The sequence below is a fragment of the Roseomonas mucosa ATCC BAA-692 genome, assembly GCF_000622225.1.
GTDB lineage: Bacteria > Pseudomonadota > Alphaproteobacteria > Acetobacterales > Acetobacteraceae > Roseomonas > Roseomonas mucosa.
In genome coordinates this window covers 97,427-116,170 of sequence record NZ_KK211412.1, presented here as the reverse complement: position 1 = coordinate 116,170, position 18,744 = coordinate 97,427, and the positions used below count along the sequence as shown (strand labels likewise).

The 18,744-nt window shown below is 71.8% G+C and carries 14 protein-coding genes; 8 read left to right on the top strand and 6 right to left on the bottom strand.

What is annotated here, in order from left to right; all coding sequences use genetic code 11:
• The first annotated feature begins 99 nt into the window (after positions 1-99).
• The 4 genes from BT98_RS0120770 to BT98_RS0120755 all read left to right on the top strand — a co-directional run bounded on the left by BT98_RS0120770 (position 100) and on the right by BT98_RS0120755 (position 4,909).
• Positions 100-1,392 carry an aminotransferase class I/II-fold pyridoxal phosphate-dependent enzyme gene (locus tag BT98_RS0120770; protein ID WP_019461357.1) on the top strand — a complete coding sequence of 431 codons (1,293 nt, stop codon included), beginning with the start codon at positions 100-102 and terminating at the stop codon, positions 1,390-1,392.
• 108 nt (positions 1,393-1,500) lie between these two features.
• Positions 1,501-1,953 (top strand): nucleoside deaminase, encoded by a 453-nt coding sequence (locus tag BT98_RS0120765; RefSeq protein WP_019461356.1) that lies wholly within the window; start codon positions 1,501-1,503, stop codon positions 1,951-1,953.
• A 216-nt stretch (positions 1,954-2,169) separates the two neighbouring features.
• On the top strand, positions 2,170-2,793 hold the full coding sequence (locus BT98_RS0120760) for a cytochrome b (RefSeq protein WP_019461355.1): 624 nt from the start codon (positions 2,170-2,172) through the stop codon (positions 2,791-2,793).
• Positions 2,794-3,073: 280 nt separating this feature from the next.
• A complete protein-coding gene (locus BT98_RS0120755; protein WP_019461354.1) occupies positions 3,074-4,909 on the top strand; it encodes an ABC transporter ATP-binding protein in 1,836 nt (611 codons plus the stop codon).
• An 82-nt stretch (positions 4,910-4,991) separates the two neighbouring features.
• On the opposite strand, the gene BT98_RS0120750 is transcribed toward BT98_RS0120755, so the two are convergent.
• Entirely contained in the window at positions 4,992-5,837 is an 846-nt protein-coding gene (locus BT98_RS0120750; RefSeq protein ID WP_026033234.1) for a helix-turn-helix transcriptional regulator, read from the bottom strand.
• A 93-nt stretch (positions 5,838-5,930) separates the two neighbouring features.
• Between BT98_RS0120750 and BT98_RS0120745 the strand changes: the two genes are divergently transcribed.
• On the top strand, positions 5,931-6,839 hold the full coding sequence (locus BT98_RS0120745) for an SDR family oxidoreductase (protein WP_019461352.1): 909 nt from the start codon (positions 5,931-5,933) through the stop codon (positions 6,837-6,839).
• 44 nt (positions 6,840-6,883) lie between these two features.
• On the opposite strand, the gene BT98_RS0120740 is transcribed toward BT98_RS0120745, so the two are convergent.
• The 5 genes from BT98_RS0120740 to BT98_RS0120715 form a co-directional block, all read right to left on the bottom strand.
• A complete protein-coding gene (locus BT98_RS0120740; RefSeq protein ID WP_081798694.1) occupies positions 6,884-7,861 on the bottom strand; it encodes a Bug family tripartite tricarboxylate transporter substrate binding protein in 978 nt (325 codons plus the stop codon).
• A gap of 262 nt (positions 7,862-8,123) precedes the next feature.
• Positions 8,124-8,822 (bottom strand): glutathione S-transferase family protein, encoded by a 699-nt coding sequence (locus tag BT98_RS0120735; protein WP_026033232.1) that lies wholly within the window; start codon positions 8,820-8,822, stop codon positions 8,124-8,126.
• 3 nt (positions 8,823-8,825) lie between these two features.
• On the bottom strand, positions 8,826-9,803 hold the full coding sequence (locus BT98_RS0120730; protein ID WP_019461349.1) for an SMP-30/gluconolactonase/LRE family protein: 978 nt from the start codon (positions 9,801-9,803) through the stop codon (positions 8,826-8,828).
• A gap of 274 nt (positions 9,804-10,077) precedes the next feature.
• Positions 10,078-11,361: a M20/M25/M40 family metallo-hydrolase gene (locus BT98_RS0120720; protein WP_019461347.1), complete on the bottom strand. Its 1,284-nt coding sequence runs from the start codon at positions 11,359-11,361 to the stop codon at positions 10,078-10,080.
• Positions 11,362-11,537: 176 nt separating this feature from the next.
• Positions 11,538-12,224, bottom strand: a complete 687-nt coding sequence (locus tag BT98_RS0120715) for an MBL fold metallo-hydrolase (RefSeq protein ID WP_019461346.1) — start codon at positions 12,222-12,224, stop codon at positions 11,538-11,540.
• Between the two features lie 173 nt (positions 12,225-12,397).
• Here BT98_RS0120715 and thrC point away from each other — a divergent pair, with 173 nt between their 5' ends.
• The 3 genes from thrC (at position 12,398) to BT98_RS0120700 (ending at position 18,728) form a co-directional block, all read left to right on the top strand.
• Positions 12,398-13,804, top strand: a complete 1,407-nt coding sequence (thrC, locus tag BT98_RS0120710) for a threonine synthase (protein ID WP_026033230.1) — start codon at positions 12,398-12,400, stop codon at positions 13,802-13,804.
• Positions 13,805-14,180: 376 nt separating this feature from the next.
• Positions 14,181-16,661 (top strand): cellulase family glycosylhydrolase, encoded by a 2,481-nt coding sequence (locus tag BT98_RS25520; RefSeq protein ID WP_019461344.1) that lies wholly within the window; start codon positions 14,181-14,183, stop codon positions 16,659-16,661.
• 231 nt (positions 16,662-16,892) lie between these two features.
• A complete protein-coding gene (locus tag BT98_RS0120700) occupies positions 16,893-18,728 on the top strand; it encodes an SLC13 family permease (RefSeq protein WP_019461343.1) in 1,836 nt (611 codons plus the stop codon).
• Positions 18,729-18,744: the final 16 nt, after the last annotated feature.

Sequence of the window (18,744 nt, the reverse complement as noted above, 5' to 3'; positions counted from 1 at the left end):
ACGCGGCGCTTCACCCCCCCGCCCGCGACTGGCTAAGAGGCCCCTGCGGCCGGCCCGACCGGCCAGACGCCTCCGAGAGACGCCCAGAGGGAGCCGGACATGCCCGCCATCGCCGAGTTGAGCGACGCCGAACTCGAAGCCCTGCGCGGCCGCATCCAGGCCGGCTACGATGCCTTCAAGGCGCGCGGCCTGAAGCTCGACATGACGCGCGGCAAGCCGGCGCCGGAACAGCTCTCGCTGGCCGAACCCATGCTCGCCCTGCCCGGCAATGGCGACACCACCACCGAGGCCGGCGAGGACGCCCGCAACTACGGCGGCCTCCAGGGCATCGCCGAGGCCCGCGCCCTCTACGCCCCCATCCTGGGCGTGCCTCCCTCCCAGGTCGTGGTCGGCGACAACTCCTCCCTCGCCCTGATGCATGACACGGTGCTGTGGTCGATGGTGAAGGGCGTCCCCGGCGGCGCGCGTCCCTGGGGCCAGGAGGAAGACGTCGCCTTCCTCTGCCCCGTGCCCGGCTATGACCGGCATTTCGTGATCTGCGAGGAATACGGCATCCGCCTGATCCCCGTGCCGCTGACTGGCGAGGGGCCGGACATGGACGAGGTCGAGCGCCTCGCCGCCGATCCCGCGGTCAAGGGCATGTGGTGCGTGCCGAAGTACTCGAACCCGAGCGGCGAGGTCTATTCCGGGGCCGTGATCCGCCGCCTCGCCGCCATGAAGGCCGGCGCGGCGGATTTCCGCCTGTTCTGGGACGATGCCTATGCCGTCCACCACCTGACCGGCACGCGGCACGCCATCGCCAACATCGTGGAACTCTGCGCCGAGGCCGGGAACCCCGACCGTGCCTTCGTCTTCGCCTCGACCTCCAAGGTCACGCTGGCCGGCGCCGGCCTCGCCTTCTTCGCCTCCTCCCCCGCCAACGTCGCCTGGTTCCTCCGCTCCGCCGAGAAGCGCACCATCGGCCCGGACAAGCTGAACCAGCTCCGCCACGTCCGCTTCCTGCGCGACCAGGCCGGCATCGCCGCCCATATGGAGCGCCACCGTGCCCTGATCGCACCGAAATTCGCCGCGGTGCTGGAGGCGCTGGAAGCCCGCCTCGCCGGCACCGGCGTGGCGCGCTGGACGAAGCCCGAGGGCGGCTACTTCATCAGCCTCGACGCCCGCCCCGGCACGGCGAAGCGCGTCGTCGCCCTGGCAAAGGAGGCCGGGCTGGCGCTGACCCCCGCAGGCTCCACCTGGCCGGGCGGCGCCGACCCGCGGGACAGCAACCTGCGCCTCGCCCCCACCTTTCCCAGCCTGGAGAACGTGCGCCTCGCCTCCGAGGGCATCGCCCTCTGCGTGCTGCTGGCCGGGCTGGAGGCCGAGACGGCGGCTCGTGCCGGCCGCGCCTGAGCCGCCCTGGCCGGCAGACCGCCCCATGCGCCACGCCGGCCATCCCATCGGCCACCCCCTGGCCCACCCCCTGGCGTATCCCCTGGCCCACCCATCCGGCCACCGGGCATGACCGGCGCGCCGGCGCCGATCGAACTCGCCCTGGCCGAGGCACGCGCCGCCGCCTTGCGGGGCGAGGTGCCGGTGGGCGCGGTGGTCACCGACCCGCGCGGCCTCGTCCTGGCCCGCGCCGGCAACGAGGTGGAGGCCCGCCAGGACCCCTCCGCCCATGCCGAGATCCTGGCGCTGCGCGAAGCCGCCGCCCGGCGCCGCCATAAATGGCTGGCGGACTGCACCCTGACGGTCACGCTGGAACCCTGCCCCATGTGCGCCCAGGCCGCCTCGCTGTTCCGCGTGAAACGGGTGGCCTTCGGCGCCTATGACCCCAAGGGCGGCGGGGTGGAGCACGGCGCCCGGATCTATGCCGCCTCCTCCTGCCACCACGCCCCGGAAGTCGTCGGCGGCCTGCGCGAGACCGAATGCGCGCTATTGCTGCGGGATTTCTTCGCGGAGCGGCGCTGACCGGCCTTTGCCGCACCGCCGGCCACCCCCTTTTCGCGGCGCGGCAACATCCGCCCTTGCACGGAGCGCGGCAGCGGGACATGTACGGCCTGTCATCCAACCTCCATTCTGGCGGCGGCCCCGGCTGCGCGGTTCCATCCGGGCCGCCTGTCCGGGCCGACTGTCCGGGCCGGGCATCCCGCCCGGCGGGCTGCCCATGCAACAGGAGACGCCCCGATGCGAACCCTGCCCTGGCTCGACACCCCCGCCCGTTACGGTCTGGTCAGCCGGGCGCTGCACTGGGGCATGGCCCTGCTCTTCGCCTGGCAGTTCGCCGGCATGGTGGTGAAGGTCACGGCCGGGCGCACCCCGCTCACCGCCTTCCTGGTCGGCACCCATGCCAGCGTCGGCGCCCTGCTCTTCCTGCTGATCCTGCTGCGCGGCGCCTGGGGCCTGTACAACCTGCGCCGCCGCCCGCCGCACGAGCCCGGCCCGCTCGGCCTCGCCGCCCGCCTCGGCCACCTCGCCCTCTATGCCCTGATGCTGGCCGTCCCCGCCCTGGCCCTGCTGCGGCAATACGGCTCGGGCCGCGCCTTCGCACCCTTCGGCATCCCGCTCTGGCCCGCTTCCGGCGAGCGGATGGAGGCATTGGTCGCCCCCGCCAACACGGCGCACGGCCTCCTGGCCTGGACGCTCCTGGCCCTGATCGGCGGCCACATCGCCATGGTGCTGCTCCACCGCTTCCTCTGGCGCGACGGCGTCCTCGCCCGCATGGCCGGCCGCGCCCGCGGGGCGCATCCCTCGCCGGTCTCCCCCGGCCAGGAACCCGTGCGCATCCTGGCCGGGGCGAGGCGCGGCTGACGGACACGCGGCGGCAGGCCCGCCAAGGCACGGCCCGAAGCACGACAAGGTGAACTTGCGACTCGCCCGCGCCTCGTTCTAACGTGACCTCCTCGTCACCTCGGCCAAAAGGAGGGCTGCATGGTTTGCTACCGCCATCGTCGTGGCCCCCTGATGGCCTCGCGCGTGTCCCGCAAAACCGACACGCCGCGGGGCTGAAGCCTCCCGGGCCAGCCCGGGGCCAGCCTCGCCATCCTGGCGGCCCGATGCCGCCTTCCTGAACTTCGTGCCGAGGAACGCCGTGCCCCCGCATGGCGTGCATGACATCGTGTCTTCCGAGAACCACGCCGGACAACGGCGCGCGCATCCCATCCGGGATGTCCTGAACTTCGTCCTCCAGGGCTGGGCGCGGCAGCGCCGCCTCGTCGCCGCCATCGGCACCGCCATGCTGGCCGCGACCCTGGCGGACCTGCTGGTGCCGATCTTCGCCGGCCGCCTGGTCGACGCCGCCGCCCTGGCGGACCGCGACCTCGCCCTGCGCGCCATGCTGGCCGCGCTGGCGGCGCTCGCCCTGCTCGGCCTCGCCGCGCTGGCACTGCGCCACATCGCCTTCCTCGCCATCATCCGCATGACCCTGCGCGCGATGGTCGAGGCGACGGAGCGCAGCTTCGCCCGCGTGCAGCGCTTCTCCGCCGACTGGCACGCCGGCAGCTTCGCCGGCTCCACCGTGCGCCAGATCACCCGCGGGATGAGCGCGCTCGACCTGCTGCACGACACCATCCTGGTGGCGCTGCTGCCGGCGCTGGTGGTGCTCGTCGGCGCCACGCTGCTGCTCGGCTGGCGCTGGCCGCTGATGGGGCTCGTGGTCGGCCTTGGTGCCACCCTGCACATCACGCTGACCCTGTCGATGAACCTGGGCTGGGTGGCGCCCGCCGCGCGCCGCTCCAACGCCTGGGACACGCGGCTGGGCGGCACGCTGGCCGATGCGGTCGGCGCCAACGCGGTGGTCAAGGCCTTTGGCGCCGAACCGCGCGAGGATGCCCGCACCGCCCGCATCCTGCGCCGCTGGCGCGACCGCACCCGCGCGACCTGGGTGCGCGCGACCTGGAGCGGCACCGCCCAGACCGCCGCGATGCTGCTGCTGCGCATCGGCACGATCGGCATGGCCGTCTGGCTGTGGTGGCACGGACAGGCCACGCCGGGCGACCTCGCCACGGTGCTCGCCATGTTCTTCGTGGTGCAGGGCTACCTGCGCGACATCGGCTACCACATCAACAACCTCCGCCGCTCGGTGAACGACATGGAGGAGATGGTGGCGATCCTGGCCCTGCCGCTCGGCGTCGCCGACCGCCCCGGCGCGCGCGCCATCGACGTGCGGGAAGGCCGCATCGAGTTCGACCGCGTCACCTTCCACTACGGCCGCCACACCACCCCGCTCTACCGCGACTTCTCGCTCACCATCCAGGCGGGCGAGCGTGTCGGGCTGGTCGGCCACTCCGGTTCCGGCAAGACCACCTTCGTGAAGCTGATCCAGCGGCTGCACGACGTGAGCGGCGGCCGCATCCTGATCGACGGCCAGGACGTCGCCGCCGTCACGCAGGAATCGCTGCGCCGGAACATCGCCATCGTGCAGCAGGAGCCGGTGCTGTTCCACCGCTCGCTGGCCGAGAACATCGCCTATGGCCGCCCCGGCGCCACGCGCGCGGAGATCGAGCGCGCCGCGCAGCTCGCCAATGCGCACGGCTTCATCGCCCGCCTGCCGGAAGGCTATGCCACCACGGTCGGCGAGCGCGGCGTGAAGCTGTCGGGCGGCGAGCGCCAGCGCGTCGCCCTGGCCCGCGCCTTCCTGGCCGACGCCCCGATCCTGATCCTCGACGAGGCTACCTCGGCCCTGGATTCGGAATCCGAGGCGCTGATCCAGGAAGCGGTGGAACGGCTGATGCACGACCGCACCACCATCGTCATCGCCCACCGCCTCTCCACCGTCCGCGCCCTGGACCGCATCCTGGTCTTCGACCACGGCCAGGTCGTGGAGGAAGGCCGCCACGAGACCCTGGTCCGCCGCGAGGACGGCATCTACCGCCGCCTCTTCGAACGCCAGGCCCTGGAACTGGCGCGCGGCCTGATGGCGGAGTGATCCGGGTGGCCATCCTTCCCTGCCCGGCCCCGGTCCATCCGTGGGGAAGGCGGCCGCCCGGACATCCCGTTCAGCGTGCCGCTCAGCCCGGGGCGGCGGCGCGCGGCGCCTCGATCAGCGCCCTGATCCGCTCCCTGTCCGCGGGCAGGACAGGGTTGTGGACCAGCAGCCAGAGATCGGGCCGGCCATCCACGGCGAAGCTGGACAGCTCCAGGGTAATCCGGCCCAGCACCGGGTGCCGCAGGTGCTTGAGGCCCTCGCCATGGCTGCGGACATCGTTGTCGCGCCACATGGCCGCGAATTCCGGGCTGGTCCGGCAGAGCTCCTCCGCCAGCGCCCGCACCTCCTCCACCGCGCCGGCGCGCGCCGCATCCGCCCGGAACGACCCCACCACGAAGCGGGCCACGCCCTCCCAGTCATCCTGCGCGGCACGGACACGCGGATCGCCGAAGAGAAGGCGCAGGACATTGCGCTGCCCTGGCGGGAGCAGGCTGTAGTCCGTCAGCATCACCACCGTCGCCCGGTTCCAGGCGACCACGTCCCAGGTGGCCGTCCTGATGATCGCCAGCCCGGGCTCCAGCGCATCCAGCACGCGCTGCAACCGCGGCGTGATGCCCTCCGCCGCCCGGTAGCGTGCCTCCGGCGGCCGGCCCAGCCCCAGCAGGAACAGGTGCTCGCGCTCGACCTCCGTGAGCATCAGGGCCTGCGACAGCCGGTCAAGCACCTGGGGCGAGGCCGCGCCGCCACGCCCCTGCTCCAGCCAGGTGTACCAGGCCGGGCTGATATGGGCGCGCAACGCCACTTCCTCCCGCCGCAGCCCCAGGGTCCGGCGCCGCGTCCCCGGCAGGCCACAGGCCGCCGGGTCGAGCCTGGTGCGACGGTCCTTCAGATAGGCGCCCAGCGTCATTCCGCCGGCCGGCGTGCTCATCCTGACAGTCATTATACCACGATGATCTCACGGCTTTACCACGATGGAGACTGGGCCAAGTCTCGCCCCCGACCAAGATCTGGAGATTGTCCCATGCGTATCTTCGTGACCGGCGCGACGGGTTTCGTGGGTTCCGCCGTGGTCCGGGAACTCATCGGCGCCGGGCACCGGGTGCTCGGCATGGCCCGTTCGGAGGACGGCGCCCGGGCCGTCGCCGCCATGGGAGCCGAGGTGCATCGCGGCTCGCTGGAGGATGCCGGGAGCCTCCGCAGCGGCGCCGCCTCCACGGACGGCGTCATCCACACCGCCTTCATCCACGACTTCTCGCGCTTCCAGGAGAACAGCGAGATCGACCGCCGCGCCATCGCGGCGCTTGGCGCCGCGCTGCGGGGCTCCGGGCGGCCCCTGATCGTCACCTCCGGGATGGCGCATCTGGCGAAGGGCCGGCTCGCGACCGAGGACGACACCCCGCCTCCCCCGACGCCCCATTTCCCCCGCGCCTCCGAAGAGGCCGCCGCCGCGCTCGCGGCAGAGGGCGTGCGCGTCGCGGTGATGCGCCTGCCGCCATCGGTGCATGGCGACGGGGACCACGGCTTCGTGCCGATCCTGCATCGCATCGCCTGCGAGAAAGGCCGGTCCGCCTTTATCGGCAAAGGACTCAACCGCTGGCCCGCCGTGCACCGCCTGGATGCCGCCCGCGCCTTCAGGCTGGCGATCGAGCATGGGTCCCGGGGCGATGCTCCACCGGGCGAGCGCTATCACGCAGTGGCCGAGGAAGGCGTGCCGTTCCACGGGATCGCCGAGGCCATCGGCCGCCAGCTCGGCCTGCCCGCCGCCGCCCTGCCCCCGGGGGAGGCCGCCGGGCACTTCGCTTGGTTCGCGGCCTTCGCCGGCATGGACGCGCCGGCCTCGAGCGAGCGGACCCGGGCGCTGCTGGACTGGGCGCCGGCGCAGCCAGGCCTGCTCGCCGATATCGGTCGGCCCGGCTATTTCGGCGGCTGAGGCAGCCGCAGGGCGGCCCGCGGTCCGGCGTGGGCCACCTCCGGCTAGCTATCCAGCCGGATGCCGAGTTCCTTGATCAGCGGCCGCCAGCGCGCGCTTTCCTTCGCGACGAAGGCATTGAACGCGGCGGGCGACAGGGGCGAGGACTCGATCCCGAGGGCCTGCATCCGCGACTGCGCCACCTCGCCCCGTACGGCGCCGTTCAGCGCCGCGTTCAGCCTCTCCACCAGCTCGCCCGGCGTGGCCGCCGGCACCGAAAGCCCCTGCCAGCCATAGGCCACCGCATCCGCATAGCCGAGCTCCAGCGCTGTCGGCACCTCCGGCGCCGCCCGGGAACGCGCCTCGCCCATCACCAGCAGCGCCCGCGCCTTGCCGTCGCGCAGGAAGGGGATGCCCGTCGCGCAGTCCACCACCACGCAGTCCACGCTGCCCGCGATCAGGTCCTGCATCGCCGCCGGCGCGCCGCGATAGGGCACGTGCACCGCCGGGAAGTTCCCCGCCCGCCGCCGCAGCATCTCCATCGCCAGATGGTGCGGCGAGGCCACGCCCGCCGTGCCATAGGTCGGCGGGTCCTTCGGCGCCGCGGCCAGGAAATCCGCGAAGCCCTTTGCCGGATCGTCGGGCCGCACCACCAGGAAGAGCGGAAAGCGCCCGATGAACCCCACCCCGGTCAGGTCGCGGTCCGGGTCATAGGGCAGCTTCGCATAGAGTGCCGGGTTGTAGACGAGGTTCCCGTTGTCCGTATGCAGCCAGGTATAGCCATCCGGCGCGGCATGGCTCACCACCTCGCTGGCCAGCACCGCGCCCCCGCCGGGCCGGTTCTCCACCACCACGTTCTGCCCCAGCGCCGCGCCCATGCCCGCGCCGATCAGCCGCGCGAAGACATCCGACGCCCCGCCCGGGGGATAGCCCACCACCCAGCGCAACAGATGCTCCGGCCAGCCCGCCGCCCGCACCGTCCTGGCACCCGCCAGCGATGCCGCCCCCAGCAATCCCAAACCCAGCCCGCGTCGTCCCAGCATCGGTCCCTGCCTCGCCAACCTGTTCAGCTTATCGCATGGCGGGCGCTGGCACATGGCGTGCCAGAGCGGCGCATTCCCTCCGGCATACAGGTTCCCTTCGGCAGCACCTCTCCCCGGGAGAGGCGCCGCCTCTCCCGGACCCTCTCCGCCGGGGGGAGCGAAGCCGGTTCCCGGACCCCGGGGCAGGGTTGGCCCTGGTGATTGCCGTCATCCCGGCGTCCGATTCTTGGGAACAGGCGGAAAGGCGGGGCGCCCGAGAACGTCAGCCCCGCTCCGCCGCCGGCACCGCCCGCGCCACGCCGCCGAAGGCATCGAGCAGCCGTCCGCGCCAGGCATGCAGCACGTCATCCGGCGCCAGCAGCGGCAGCGGGCTCACCACCCGCGCCCACTGGAAGCCGGAGAAGGCGATGTAGTCCCCCGCACCCGGCGTGGCGCCATGCAGGAAGGGCCGGTCCGACAGCGTCAGCCGCAGCGGCCGCAGCCCGGCGCGGAAGCCTTCCAGCCGTTCCTCCCGCCCCGCCGTCACCTCCGCCAGCGGCTTGCCGAAACGCGCCTCGCGCGTGCGGACGAAATACGCCTGGTCCTCGGGATCGAGCAGCGCCGGGATGTCGGACACGATCAGCGCCGCGATCGCCGGGTTCAGCACCGTATCCGCCCAGTGCGCCACGAAGCGCGCCAGCGCCCGCCCGCCCTCGCCGCCGAAGAGGCTGGCATGGCCCGGATAGCGGTCCTCCAGATATTCCAGGATCGCCCAGGAATCATGCACGGTGCGTGTCCCGTCGCGCAGCACCGGCACCTTGTCCGTGCCCGCATCGGCGATCGCCGCCTTCTCGGTGAAGCGCCAGGGCAGGCTCTCATGCGGCAGCCCCTTGTGCAGCAGCGCCAACCGCGCCCGCCAGCAATAGGGGCTGAAGACCCGCGCCGGATCGCTGCCGCACAACTCATGCAAACGGATCGCCATGCCTCAGCACCCCCGCGTGTTGACGAAAACGCTGTACAGCGAACGGCACCCCGCCATGAAGAGCCGGTTCCGCCGCCACCCGCCGAAGGCGACATTGGCCACCCGCTCCGGCAGGTCGACATGCCCGATCGGCGCGCCGCTGGCGTTGAACACCCGCACCCCGTCCAGCCCGTCGCGCCCCATGCCCCAGCCGCACCAGAGATTGCCGTCCTCGTCCACGCGGAACCCGTCCGGCGTGCCGTCCGCCTCGGCCTCGACCAGCACCCGCGCCTCGCCCAGCGAAACGCCGCCCGCCCGCACCGGATAGCTCAGGATCTGCCGCGGCTCGGCGCGCGAGGCAACGAGGTAGAGCAGCCCCTCATCCGGCGAGAAGGCCAGCCCGTTCGGCCCCGGCACACCCTCCGCCACCTTGCGCAGCGTGCCCCGCGACGGATCGGCGCAGTACACGGCGGCGGGGATCTCCGACTCCGCACGCTCGCCCTCGTAATCGCCGCCAATGCCGAAAAGCGGGTCGGTGAACCAGATCGTGCCGTCCGACCGCACCACCACGTCGTTCGGCGAGTTCAGCCGCTTCCCCTCGAAACGGTCGGCGATCACCGTGATCCGCCCGTCATGCTCCGTCCGCGTCACCCGCCGCGCGCCGTGCTCGCAGGTGACGAGCCGCCCCTCGCGGTCGCGGGTATTGCCGTTGGCGAAGTTCGAAGGCTTGCGGAACACGCTGACGCCACCCGTCTCCTCGTCCCAGCGCAGGATGCGGTTGTTCGGGATGTCGGAGAAGAGCAGGCAGCGATGGTCGCCGAACCAGACCGGCCCCTCGCCCCAGCGCAGCCCGCCGCACAGCTTCTCCACCGCCGCGTTCATCACCCGGTACTTCGCGAAGCCCTGGTCGAGATCCCGCAGCCGCGCATCCGGATAGCGCGGCGAGGCCACCCAGGGTGTCTCGTTCGCCCTGTCCGCTTCCGGCGCCGTTCCACCGCTCATGCCCACCTCCCCATACCCCTCTTTCATCCCCGCCGTCCCGCCGGAGCGGCACGGAAGACCGCAAGTCCGGGACGCAACCCCCGCCGCGAACGCCACGTTTCCCCTCCGCAGACAATCGAGAGGAAACGATGCGCGGCATCCTTCTGTGGCTGATCGGGATCCCGATCCCGGTGATCATCCTGCTGTGGCTGTTCGGCGTTCTGCACTGAGGCAGAGCCGGCGGAAAGGGTGGACCTGACGGTCCGCCCTTCCCATCTCCCGGCACGCCCCGCCGTCACCCCGCCAAGCCAGCCACCGACACGATGATGCCCAGCGCCGTGGCAATCCCCTTCGCGCTTTCCTCCGGCGCCACGTCGATCCATTCCTCCAGCGAGTGCGCCCGCCCACCCCTGCCGCCCGAGGCCACGGTGACCGCCGGAATGCCCAGGCTGATCGGGATGTTGCTGTCCGTCGAGGACGCTTCCAGCTTCGGCGCATAGCCCCGCGCCGCGATCACCGCCTCCGCCAGCCGCACGATCCGCGCCTCGCGCGGCGTCGTCCCCGCTGGCCGGTCGCCCACCTGCCTCACCTCGACCTGGATGCCGCCGCGCTTCACGTCGCGCGCCGCATTCTCGTCCGCCGCCGCCTGCGGCAGCGTGGCCAGGAAGCGCTCCTCCAGCCGCGCCAGTTCCTCGGCGGATTCCGACCGCAGGTCCACCTCCATCCAGGCCTCCTCCGGAATGGCGTTGATCGAGGTGCCGCCGCCGATCTTGCCGATGGAGAAGGTGGTGCGCGGCACCGGCGGCACGCGGATGCGCGACAGGTCGTCCGCCGCCCGCGCCAGCGCGAAGACCGGGTTCACCAGGCCGAAGGCGCCGAAGGAATGCCCGCCCGGCCCGCGGAAGCTGACGCGGTAGCGCTTGCTCCCCACAGCCCCCACGGTCAGCCGCGCCGTCTCCAGGCTGTCCACCGCCACGAAGGCCGCCACCCTGTCGCGCAGCGGATGCTCGCGGAAGAAGCTCTTCACCCCCCGCAGGTCGCCCGCCCCCTCCTCGCCCACCGAGGCCAGCACCAGGATTCCCGCCTTCGTCCGGATGCCCGCCGCATCCAGCGCCCGCAGGATGGCGAGCTTCACCGCCAGGCCGCGGCTGTTATCCCCTACTCCCGGCCCGCGCAGCACCGTGCCCTCGCGCTTCACGGTCACGTCCGTCCCCTCGGGGAACACCGTGTCGAGATGCGAGCAGATCACCACCAGCCCCGCCTGCGGGTCGGTGCCGGGCCGCAGCGCGGTGACGTTGCCCTGCGCGTCCCGCGCCACATCCGCGAGCCCCTGCGCCCGCAGCATCTCCCCATAGGCCGCCGCCCGCCTCGCCTCGCCAAAGGGTGGCGAGGCGATCTCGGCGATGCGGATGATCTCCGACACCGTGCGCTCATGGTCCTGCCGCACGAAGGCATCCGCCTTGCGGAACGCCTCGCCGGACAGCAGCCGCGTCACCTCGCCCGCCACCTCCGGCCCACCTTCCGAGACCAGGGCCTCCCGCAGCGCAGGCAACATGGCAGGCGGGGAAAGCTCGTTCATGGCAGGGGCCTCCGGAATTCCGGGCGCGGAGGCTCCGCCCGTTGCCCGGCCCGGTCAAGGCCAGGCAACCTCCGGTCCGCGCCCGACCGGCGCCGTTGCTCCGTCCCCGTGGTGGAAAGGCCCTGCCTTTCCCCGGGCGGGCGGCCACAGGGCGGAACGCCGTCCGTATCACGCCCTCAGCGCGACTGCTCCAGCACATAGACATGCGGCGCATCCGCCGGCAGCGTCTCCGGGGTCAGTTCCAGGCTCGGCCCGCCGACCCGCGTTACCCGTCCCGGCGGCACCCGCGCCAGGAAGGTCTCGACCGGCTCGATCTGCAGGATGCCGCGCGGGTTGTAATAGTGCATCGGGATGACCACCCGCGGCCCGATGGCCTCGATCGCCGCGTCCAGGTCGTCCAGCGCGATGGTCGCATGCGCGCCGGTCAGCGCCAGCAGGATGTCCACCTGCCCGCGCAGCGCCTCCAGCTGCCTCGGGTCCACCGGGTTGCCGATATCGCCCATGTGCAGCACCCGCAGCCCGCCCAGGGTGAAGTGGTAGAGCGCATTGGCATCCGGGTCCCGCCCCGCCGCTGCCTGGAAGTCGAAGGTCAGGCTCTCATAGGCCGGAAAGGAGCGGACCGGGATGCCCAGCACCTCCACCCCCTCGGGCGGCAGCTCCAGCGTGTTGATCACCACCGGCTCGCCCCGGATATGGCTGGGGTCGGAATGGAACTCGTCGGTGGCCGAGCTCATCAGCACCAGGTCCGCCGGCTCGTCGATCGGGTCGAAGCGGCTGAGCGGCGGCTTGTAGGGATCGGTGATCACCACCACCCCATCCGCCTCCAGCCGGAAGCTCGCATGCGCGTAGAACGTGATCTTCACGATTCCCTCCGCTCCATCCAGGACCGTTTCCGGGGCGGCCTCCCGCCCGGACCCCTCCCATAACGGCCCACCCCGGCCTTCGTCCCGGAATCTTCGGTGAAGCCGCGCCCCGCGTCCCACCCCCCTCATCCCGCATGGCTTCCTGCCGCCCACCCGGCTATACGCTGCCTCCCATGCGATACGTCTCCACCCGCGGCGAGGCTCCGGCCCGCGACTTCCCGGGCGTCCTGCTCGCCGGCCTGGCCGAGGATGGCGGCCTCTTCGCCCCCGAGACCTGGCCCTCCCTCTCCGCCGCCGAATGGCGCGCGATGCGCGGCCTGCCCTATCCGGAACTGGCCGCGCGCATCGTCGGCCTCTTCACCGGCGGCACGATCCCGGACGCCGCCCTGCGCCGCATGACGGAGGAGGCCTACGCCTCCTTCAACCATCCCGCCATCGCCCCGCTGGTGCAGCTCGACACCCGCAGCTTCGCGCTGGAGCTCTTCCACGGCCCCACGCTCGCCTTCAAGGACATGGCGATGCAGCTCCTGGGCCGGCTCTTCGACCATGTCCTGGCCGAGCGTGGCGAGCGCGTGACCATCGTCGGCGCCACCTCCGGCGACACCGGCTCCGCCGCCATCGAGGCCTGCCGCGACCGCGCCAACATCGACATCGTCATCCTGCACCCGCAGGGCCGCACCTCCGAGGTGCAGCGCCGGCAGATGACCACCGTTCTCGCCTCCAACGTCCACAACCTGGCCGTGGAAGGCGATTTCGACACCTGCCAGGATCTCGTGAAGGCGATGTTCGCCGACGCCCCCTTCCGGCGGGAGATGAACCTTTCCGCGGTGAACTCGATCAACTGGGCCCGCGTCGCCGCCCAGATCCCCTACTACGCCTATGCCGCCCTGGCGCTCGGCGCCCCCGACCGCCCGGTCGCCGTCTCCGTCCCCACCGGCAATTTCGGCAATGTGCTGGCCGCCTGGGCGGCCCGGAAGATGGGCCTGCCGATCGAGCGGCTGATCATCTCCTCCAACCGCAACGACATCCTGCCGCGCTTCTTCACGGCCAATGACATGTCCGCCCGGCCGGTGGAGCCCTCCCTCTCCCCCAGCATGGACATCCAGGTCTCCTCGAACTTCGAGCGCCTGCTCTTCGAGCTCCTGGACCGCGACCCCGCCGCCACCGCCCAGGCCATGCGCGGCTTCCGCGAAACCGGCCGCATGCCCGTCCCCGATGCCGCCTGGCAGCGCGCGGCGGAACTCTTCCGCGGCGTCGCCCTGGACGACGAGGGCACGCTGCGGGAGATGCGCCGCGTCCACGCCACCACCGGCTGGCTGCCCGACCCGCACAGCGCCACCGCCACCTACGCCGCCCGCGCCCTGGCGCCCGAGGACCCGGCGATCCCGGTGATCGTCGCCGCCACTGCCCACCCCGCGAAATTCCCCGACGCGGCGGAACAGGCAGTCGGCTTCCGCCCCGCTCTCCCCCCGCACCTCGCCGACCTCTTCACCCGCGAGGAACGCCTGGAACTCCTCCCCGGCGATCTCGCCCAGGTCGAGGGCGCCGTCCGCCGCCACGCGCGCCGCAACCGGGCCTGAACCCTCCGGCCCCCGGAGTTTCCCCACGGCCAGCCGGGAAAGGCCTTGCCTCCCCCGGACCCTATCCACCAGGGCCCTGGAGGGGCCTGGACCTCCCCTTCGCTGGCGCTCGCCGATGCCGGATCGCGCCGGGAATCATGGCTTCCCGGCGACTGCCGGTGCCACCAGCACCAACCCGGGGCGTGGTCTGGGGAGATACGATCTTCCCAGCGGTGGGGGACCGGGGGAGGCGGCGCCTCTACCAGGGCCAACCATGGGCGCGACGCCGCACGCCCCCCATTCTTGACGTTTCGCGAAAGCATGTTTCCGGAATTGCAACTGTTCTGCGCCTGATGTCTCATGCGCTGCAACACTCGGATTCGGAACGCCCTCGCCCATGGCATCGTCCCTGACCTACAACGTCGCCAGCGACTGGGGCGCCGGCTTCGTCGCGAACATGGCCATCCAGGCGGGCGACACGGCCCTGAACGGCTGGCTCGTGGAATTCGACGCCGCCTTCACCATCACCAACCTTTGGGGCGGCGAGATCGTCAGCCATGTCGGCACGCACTACGTCGTGCGGAACCTGTCCTGGAACGCTACCGTTCCCGCCAACGGCCAGCTCGGATTCGGCTTCCAGGCCACCTCCGGCGCCGCCGGCAGCCAGGCCGCCAACCTCGCCCTGAACGGCACCACCGCCGCGCCCCCCGCCACCCCGCCCGAGCTCTCCGTCGCCGATGTCTCGGTCGCCGAGGGCAACAGCGGCAGCAAGGTCCTGACCTTCACCGTCGCCCTGTCCAAAGCTGCCAGCGGCCCGGTCACGCTGCACTACGCCACGGCGGACGGCACCGCGACGGCAGGCAGCGACTATGCCGCCTCCTCCGGCACCCTCACCTTCGCAGCCGGGGAAACCAGCAAGACCGTCAGCGTCACCGTCTCCGGCGACACACTGGTGGAGGCCAACGAGAGCTTCCTGCTCAACCTTTCCGATGCGAGCGGCGCCACCATCGCCCGCGCCAGCGCCACCGGCACCATCCTCAACGACGACACCGCCGCCGCCCCGCCGAAGCTCAGCGTCAGCGACGTCTCCGTCATGGAAGGCAATCTCGGCACCTCCGGCACGGGCACCGCCGCCACCGGCTGGTTCAGCACCCGGGGCAACCAGATCGTCGATGCCGGCGGCAACATCGTGAAGATCGCCGGGGTGAACTGGTTCGGGCTGGAATCCTCCAACGAGGCGCCGCACGGCCTCTGGGCGCGCGGCTACAAGGAGATGATGGACCAGATGGTGGATCTGGGCTTCAACACCATCCGCCTCCCCTTCTCCACCGACCTGCTGCACGGCGGCATGCCCAGCGGCATCGACTTCAGCAAGAACCCCGACCTGCAGGGCCTGACCGGCCTCCAGATCATGGACCGGATCGTGGACTATGCCGGCCAGGTCGGCCTGCGCATCATCCTCGACCACCACCGCAGCGATGCCGGCGCCGGCACCTCCGGCAACGGCCTCTGGTACGACGACGCGCATCCGGAATCGCAGTGGATCGGCGACTGGCAGATGCTGGCCGCCCGCTATGCCGGCGATCCGACCGTCATCGGCGCCGACCTGCACAACGAGCCCTATAACGGCACCTGGGGCACCGGCACCGCCACCGACTGGGCCGCGGCGGCGGAACGCGCCGGCAACGCGATCGGGGAGGTCAACCCGAACTGGCTGATCTTCGTCGAGGGCATCGGCACCTATGACGGCCAGAACTACTGGTGGGGCGGCAACCTCATGGGCGTGCGCGACCGCCCCGTCACGCTCGACGTCGCCAACAAGCTCGTCTACTCGGCCCACGACTACCCGAACTCGATCTATGCCCAGCCCTGGTTCCAGGGCGCGAATTTCGGCGACACGCTGACCCAGAAATTCGACCAGATGTGGGGCTACATCTACAAGGAAGGCATCGCGCCGGTCTATCTCGGCGAGTTCGGCAGCAGGATGGCCGACGCCAAGGACCTCGTCTGGCTCGACAAGATCACCGCCTACCTCTCCGGCGACCTCGACGCCAACGGCACCCACGACATCGCCGCGGGCCAGCAGGGCATCAGCTGGACCTGGTGGTCCTGGAACCCGAATTCCGGCGACACCGGCGGCATCCTCCAGGATGACTGGACCTCGGTGAACGCCGCCAAGGTGGCGGAGCTGCAGCCGATCCAGTTCAGCCTCGACGGCAGCACCGCCACCCCCGGCACCGCGGGCGACGCTCATGTGGCGCTCTTCACCGTCACCCTCTCCGCCGCCGCCGGCACCGCCGTCACCGTCGACTTCGGCACCGTTCCCGGCACCGCCACGGCCGAGGACTTCACCGCCGCCTCCGGCAGGCTGACCTTCGCCCCGGGCGAGACCAGCAAGACCGTCGCCATCGCCATCAGGGCGGACAGCGCGGCCGAGGCGGACGAGACCTTCTCCCTCGTCCTCTCCAGCCCCTCCGGCGCCACCCTCCTGGACGGCACCGCCACCGCCACCATCCTGAACAACGACGCCGGCACTTCCACCGGGGGCTCGACCGGCGGCGGAACCGGCGGCACGGGCTCCGCCGGCAGCGGCCTCGACGCCAGCTTCGCCGTCACCAATGCCTGGAACAACGGCTTCCAGGGCGCTGTCACGGTCCACAACGAAGGCGCCGCCACGGTTTCCGGCTGGGAGTTCGAGCTGAAGATCAGCAACGAGATCACCCAGATCTGGAACGCCGAGATCGTTTCCCGCACCAGCAGTGGCTACATCATCCACAACGCGGCCTGGAACGGCGGCATTGCCGGCGATGGCGAGATCAGCTTCGGCTTCCTGGCCAGCGGGCAGGCCAATCCGGCACAGGTGGACTTCGCCTTCTGACCGGGGTGGGGATGCCGCCGCCCTGATATCGCCCCGCCCGGTTCACCCGGGCGGCGGAATGGGATAGTCCCGCCCCAGATCCCGGCCGCCCCGCCTTCCGCCCCGGCACCGGCCGGGGCGCCCCAAGGGGGAGCACCCCGAGGGAACGCCCCCTCGGGGCCGGACGATCCAGGGCGGCGGAAGGACCGGCATGACCTCTCCCTCGTGGCGCGATCGTCTTCCGGCCCGCCGATGACCGCCCAGCTCGCCATGGTGCTGGCCCTCCTCGGCCTGGCCATCGGGATGTTCGTGACCGGCCGCCCCCGCACGGATGTGGTGGCGCTGCTCATGCTGCTCCTCCTGCCCCTCACTGGCACCGTCACCGTGCCGGAGGCCCTGGCCGGCTTCGGCGATGCCAGCGTCCTGCTCGTCGCGGCCCTCTTCGTCGTCGGCGAGGGCCTGGTCCGCACCGGCATCGCCCGCCGGCTCGGCGACTGGCTGCTCGCCCGCGCCCGCGGCAGCGCCACCCGCCTGCTGGTGCTGCTGATGCTGATCGTCGGCCTCACCGGCTCGGTGATGAGCTCCACCGGCGTGGTGGCGATCTTCATCCCCGTGGTGCTGCGCATCTGCACCCGCCTCGGCATCCCGCCCGGCCAGCTCATGATGCCGCTCAGCGTCGCCGCCCTGATCAGCGGCATGATGACCCTGGTCGCCACCGCCCCCAACCTCGTGGTCCAGGCGGAACTGACACGGCAGGGCCTGCCCGGCTTCGGCTTCTTCGGCTTCACCCCCTTCGGCCTGCCCATCCTCCTGCTCGGCATCGGCTACATGCTGCTGGCCCGCCGCCGGCTCTCCGCCGGCCCGGCCGAGGACGGCACCACCCCTGGTGCGCGCACCACCCTGCGCCAGCTCGTCGAGGACTACCGCCTCCAGGACCGCGCCCACCGCCTGCGCCTGCGCGCCGGCTCCCCGCTGGCGGGCCAGCGGCTCGACAAGCTGGCCCTGCGCGCACGGCACAGGCTCAACGTCATGGCGGTGGAACGCCCGGCCCGCTTCGGCACCGAAATCTTCAGCCCCAACGCCGAGACCGTGCTGCGCGCGGATGACGAGCTGCTGGTGGAACTGCCCGCCACCCCGCAGGATCTGGCGGAAATCACCCGGCGCCTGGGCCTCCAGCCCCTGCCGATCGAACACTCCGACCTCGCCCATCGCCCCCACGCCGTCGGCATCGCCGAGATGATCGTCACCCCCGGTGCCGAGCTCACCGGCAAGTCGGTGCTGGAGGCGAAGCTACGCTCCCGCCTCGGCCTGACCGTCGCGGGGATGCGGCGCGGCAACGCCCCGGTGGCCGAGGGCATGCTGGAAAAACCCCTCCAGGCCGGCGACTCCCTGCTGGTGGTCGGCCCCTGGACGGATATCCGCCGCTCCCAGCGCGGCCGCCGCGACCTGCTCCTGCTGAACCAGCCGGAGGACCTGGAGGAACTCACCCCCGCCGCCACCCGCGCCCCCTACGCCCTGCTCAGCCTCGCCGTCATGGTGGCGCTGATGGTCAGCGGCCTGGTCCCGAACGTCCAGGCGGCCTTCATCGCCGGCCTGCTGATGCTGGGCTTCCGCTGCCTGGACATGGACAGCGCCTACCGTGCCATCCACTGGCCCAGCCTGGTCCTCATCGTCGGCATGCTGCCCTTCTCGCTCGCCCTCCAGCGCACCGGCGGCGTCACGCTGGCCGCCGACGCGCTGATCGCCACGGTCGGCGAGGCCGGCCCCCACGCCCTGCTGGCCAGCCTCTTCGCCCTGACCGCCGTCACCGGCCTCTTCATCTCCAACACCGCCACGGCGGTGCTCATGACCCCCGTCGCCATCGCCACCGCGCAGGAAACCGGCCTTTCCCCCTATCCTTTCGCCATGATCGTGGCCCTGGCCTCCTCCGCCGCCTTCATGACCCCCGTCTCCTCTCCGGTGAACACCCTGGTCATGGGCCCGGGCCGCTACCGCTTCAGCGACTTCCTCCGCATCGGCCTGCCCCTCGCCGTGCTGGTGATGGCGGTCAGCGTGGCGCTGGTGCCGCTCGTCCTGCCGTTGCGCTGAGGCTGTCCGGCGTCGC

Excerpts from the sequence above, each read along its gene's own strand:
- BT98_RS0120745 (WP_019461352.1), top strand. The coding sequence starts at position 5,931 with ATGCGTATCTTCGTGACCGGCGCGACGGGTTTCGTGGGTTCCGCCGTG.
- BT98_RS0120700 (WP_019461343.1), top strand. The coding sequence starts at position 16,893 with ATGACCGCCCAGCTCGCCATGGTGCTGGCCCTCCTCGGCCTGGCCATC.
- BT98_RS0120760 (WP_019461355.1), top strand. The coding sequence starts at position 2,170 with ATGCGAACCCTGCCCTGGCTCGACACCCCCGCCCGTTACGGTCTGGTC.
- BT98_RS0120750 (WP_026033234.1), bottom strand. The coding sequence starts at position 5,837 with ATGAGCACGCCGGCCGGCGGAATGACGCTGGGCGCCTATCTGAAGGAC.
- BT98_RS0120730 (WP_019461349.1), bottom strand. The coding sequence starts at position 9,803 with ATGAGCGGTGGAACGGCGCCGGAAGCGGACAGGGCGAACGAGACACCC.
- BT98_RS0120720 (WP_019461347.1), bottom strand. The coding sequence starts at position 11,361 with ATGAACGAGCTTTCCCCGCCTGCCATGTTGCCTGCGCTGCGGGAGGCC.
- BT98_RS0120770 (WP_019461357.1), top strand. The coding sequence starts at position 100 with ATGCCCGCCATCGCCGAGTTGAGCGACGCCGAACTCGAAGCCCTGCGC.
- BT98_RS25520 (WP_019461344.1), top strand. The coding sequence starts at position 14,181 with ATGGCATCGTCCCTGACCTACAACGTCGCCAGCGACTGGGGCGCCGGC.
- BT98_RS0120735 (WP_026033232.1), bottom strand. The coding sequence starts at position 8,822 with ATGGCGATCCGTTTGCATGAGTTGTGCGGCAGCGATCCGGCGCGGGTC.
- BT98_RS0120765 (WP_019461356.1), top strand. The coding sequence starts at position 1,501 with ATGACCGGCGCGCCGGCGCCGATCGAACTCGCCCTGGCCGAGGCACGC.
- thrC (WP_026033230.1), top strand. The coding sequence starts at position 12,398 with ATGCGATACGTCTCCACCCGCGGCGAGGCTCCGGCCCGCGACTTCCCG.
- BT98_RS0120740 (WP_081798694.1), bottom strand. The coding sequence starts at position 7,861 with ATGCTGGGACGACGCGGGCTGGGTTTGGGATTGCTGGGGGCGGCATCG.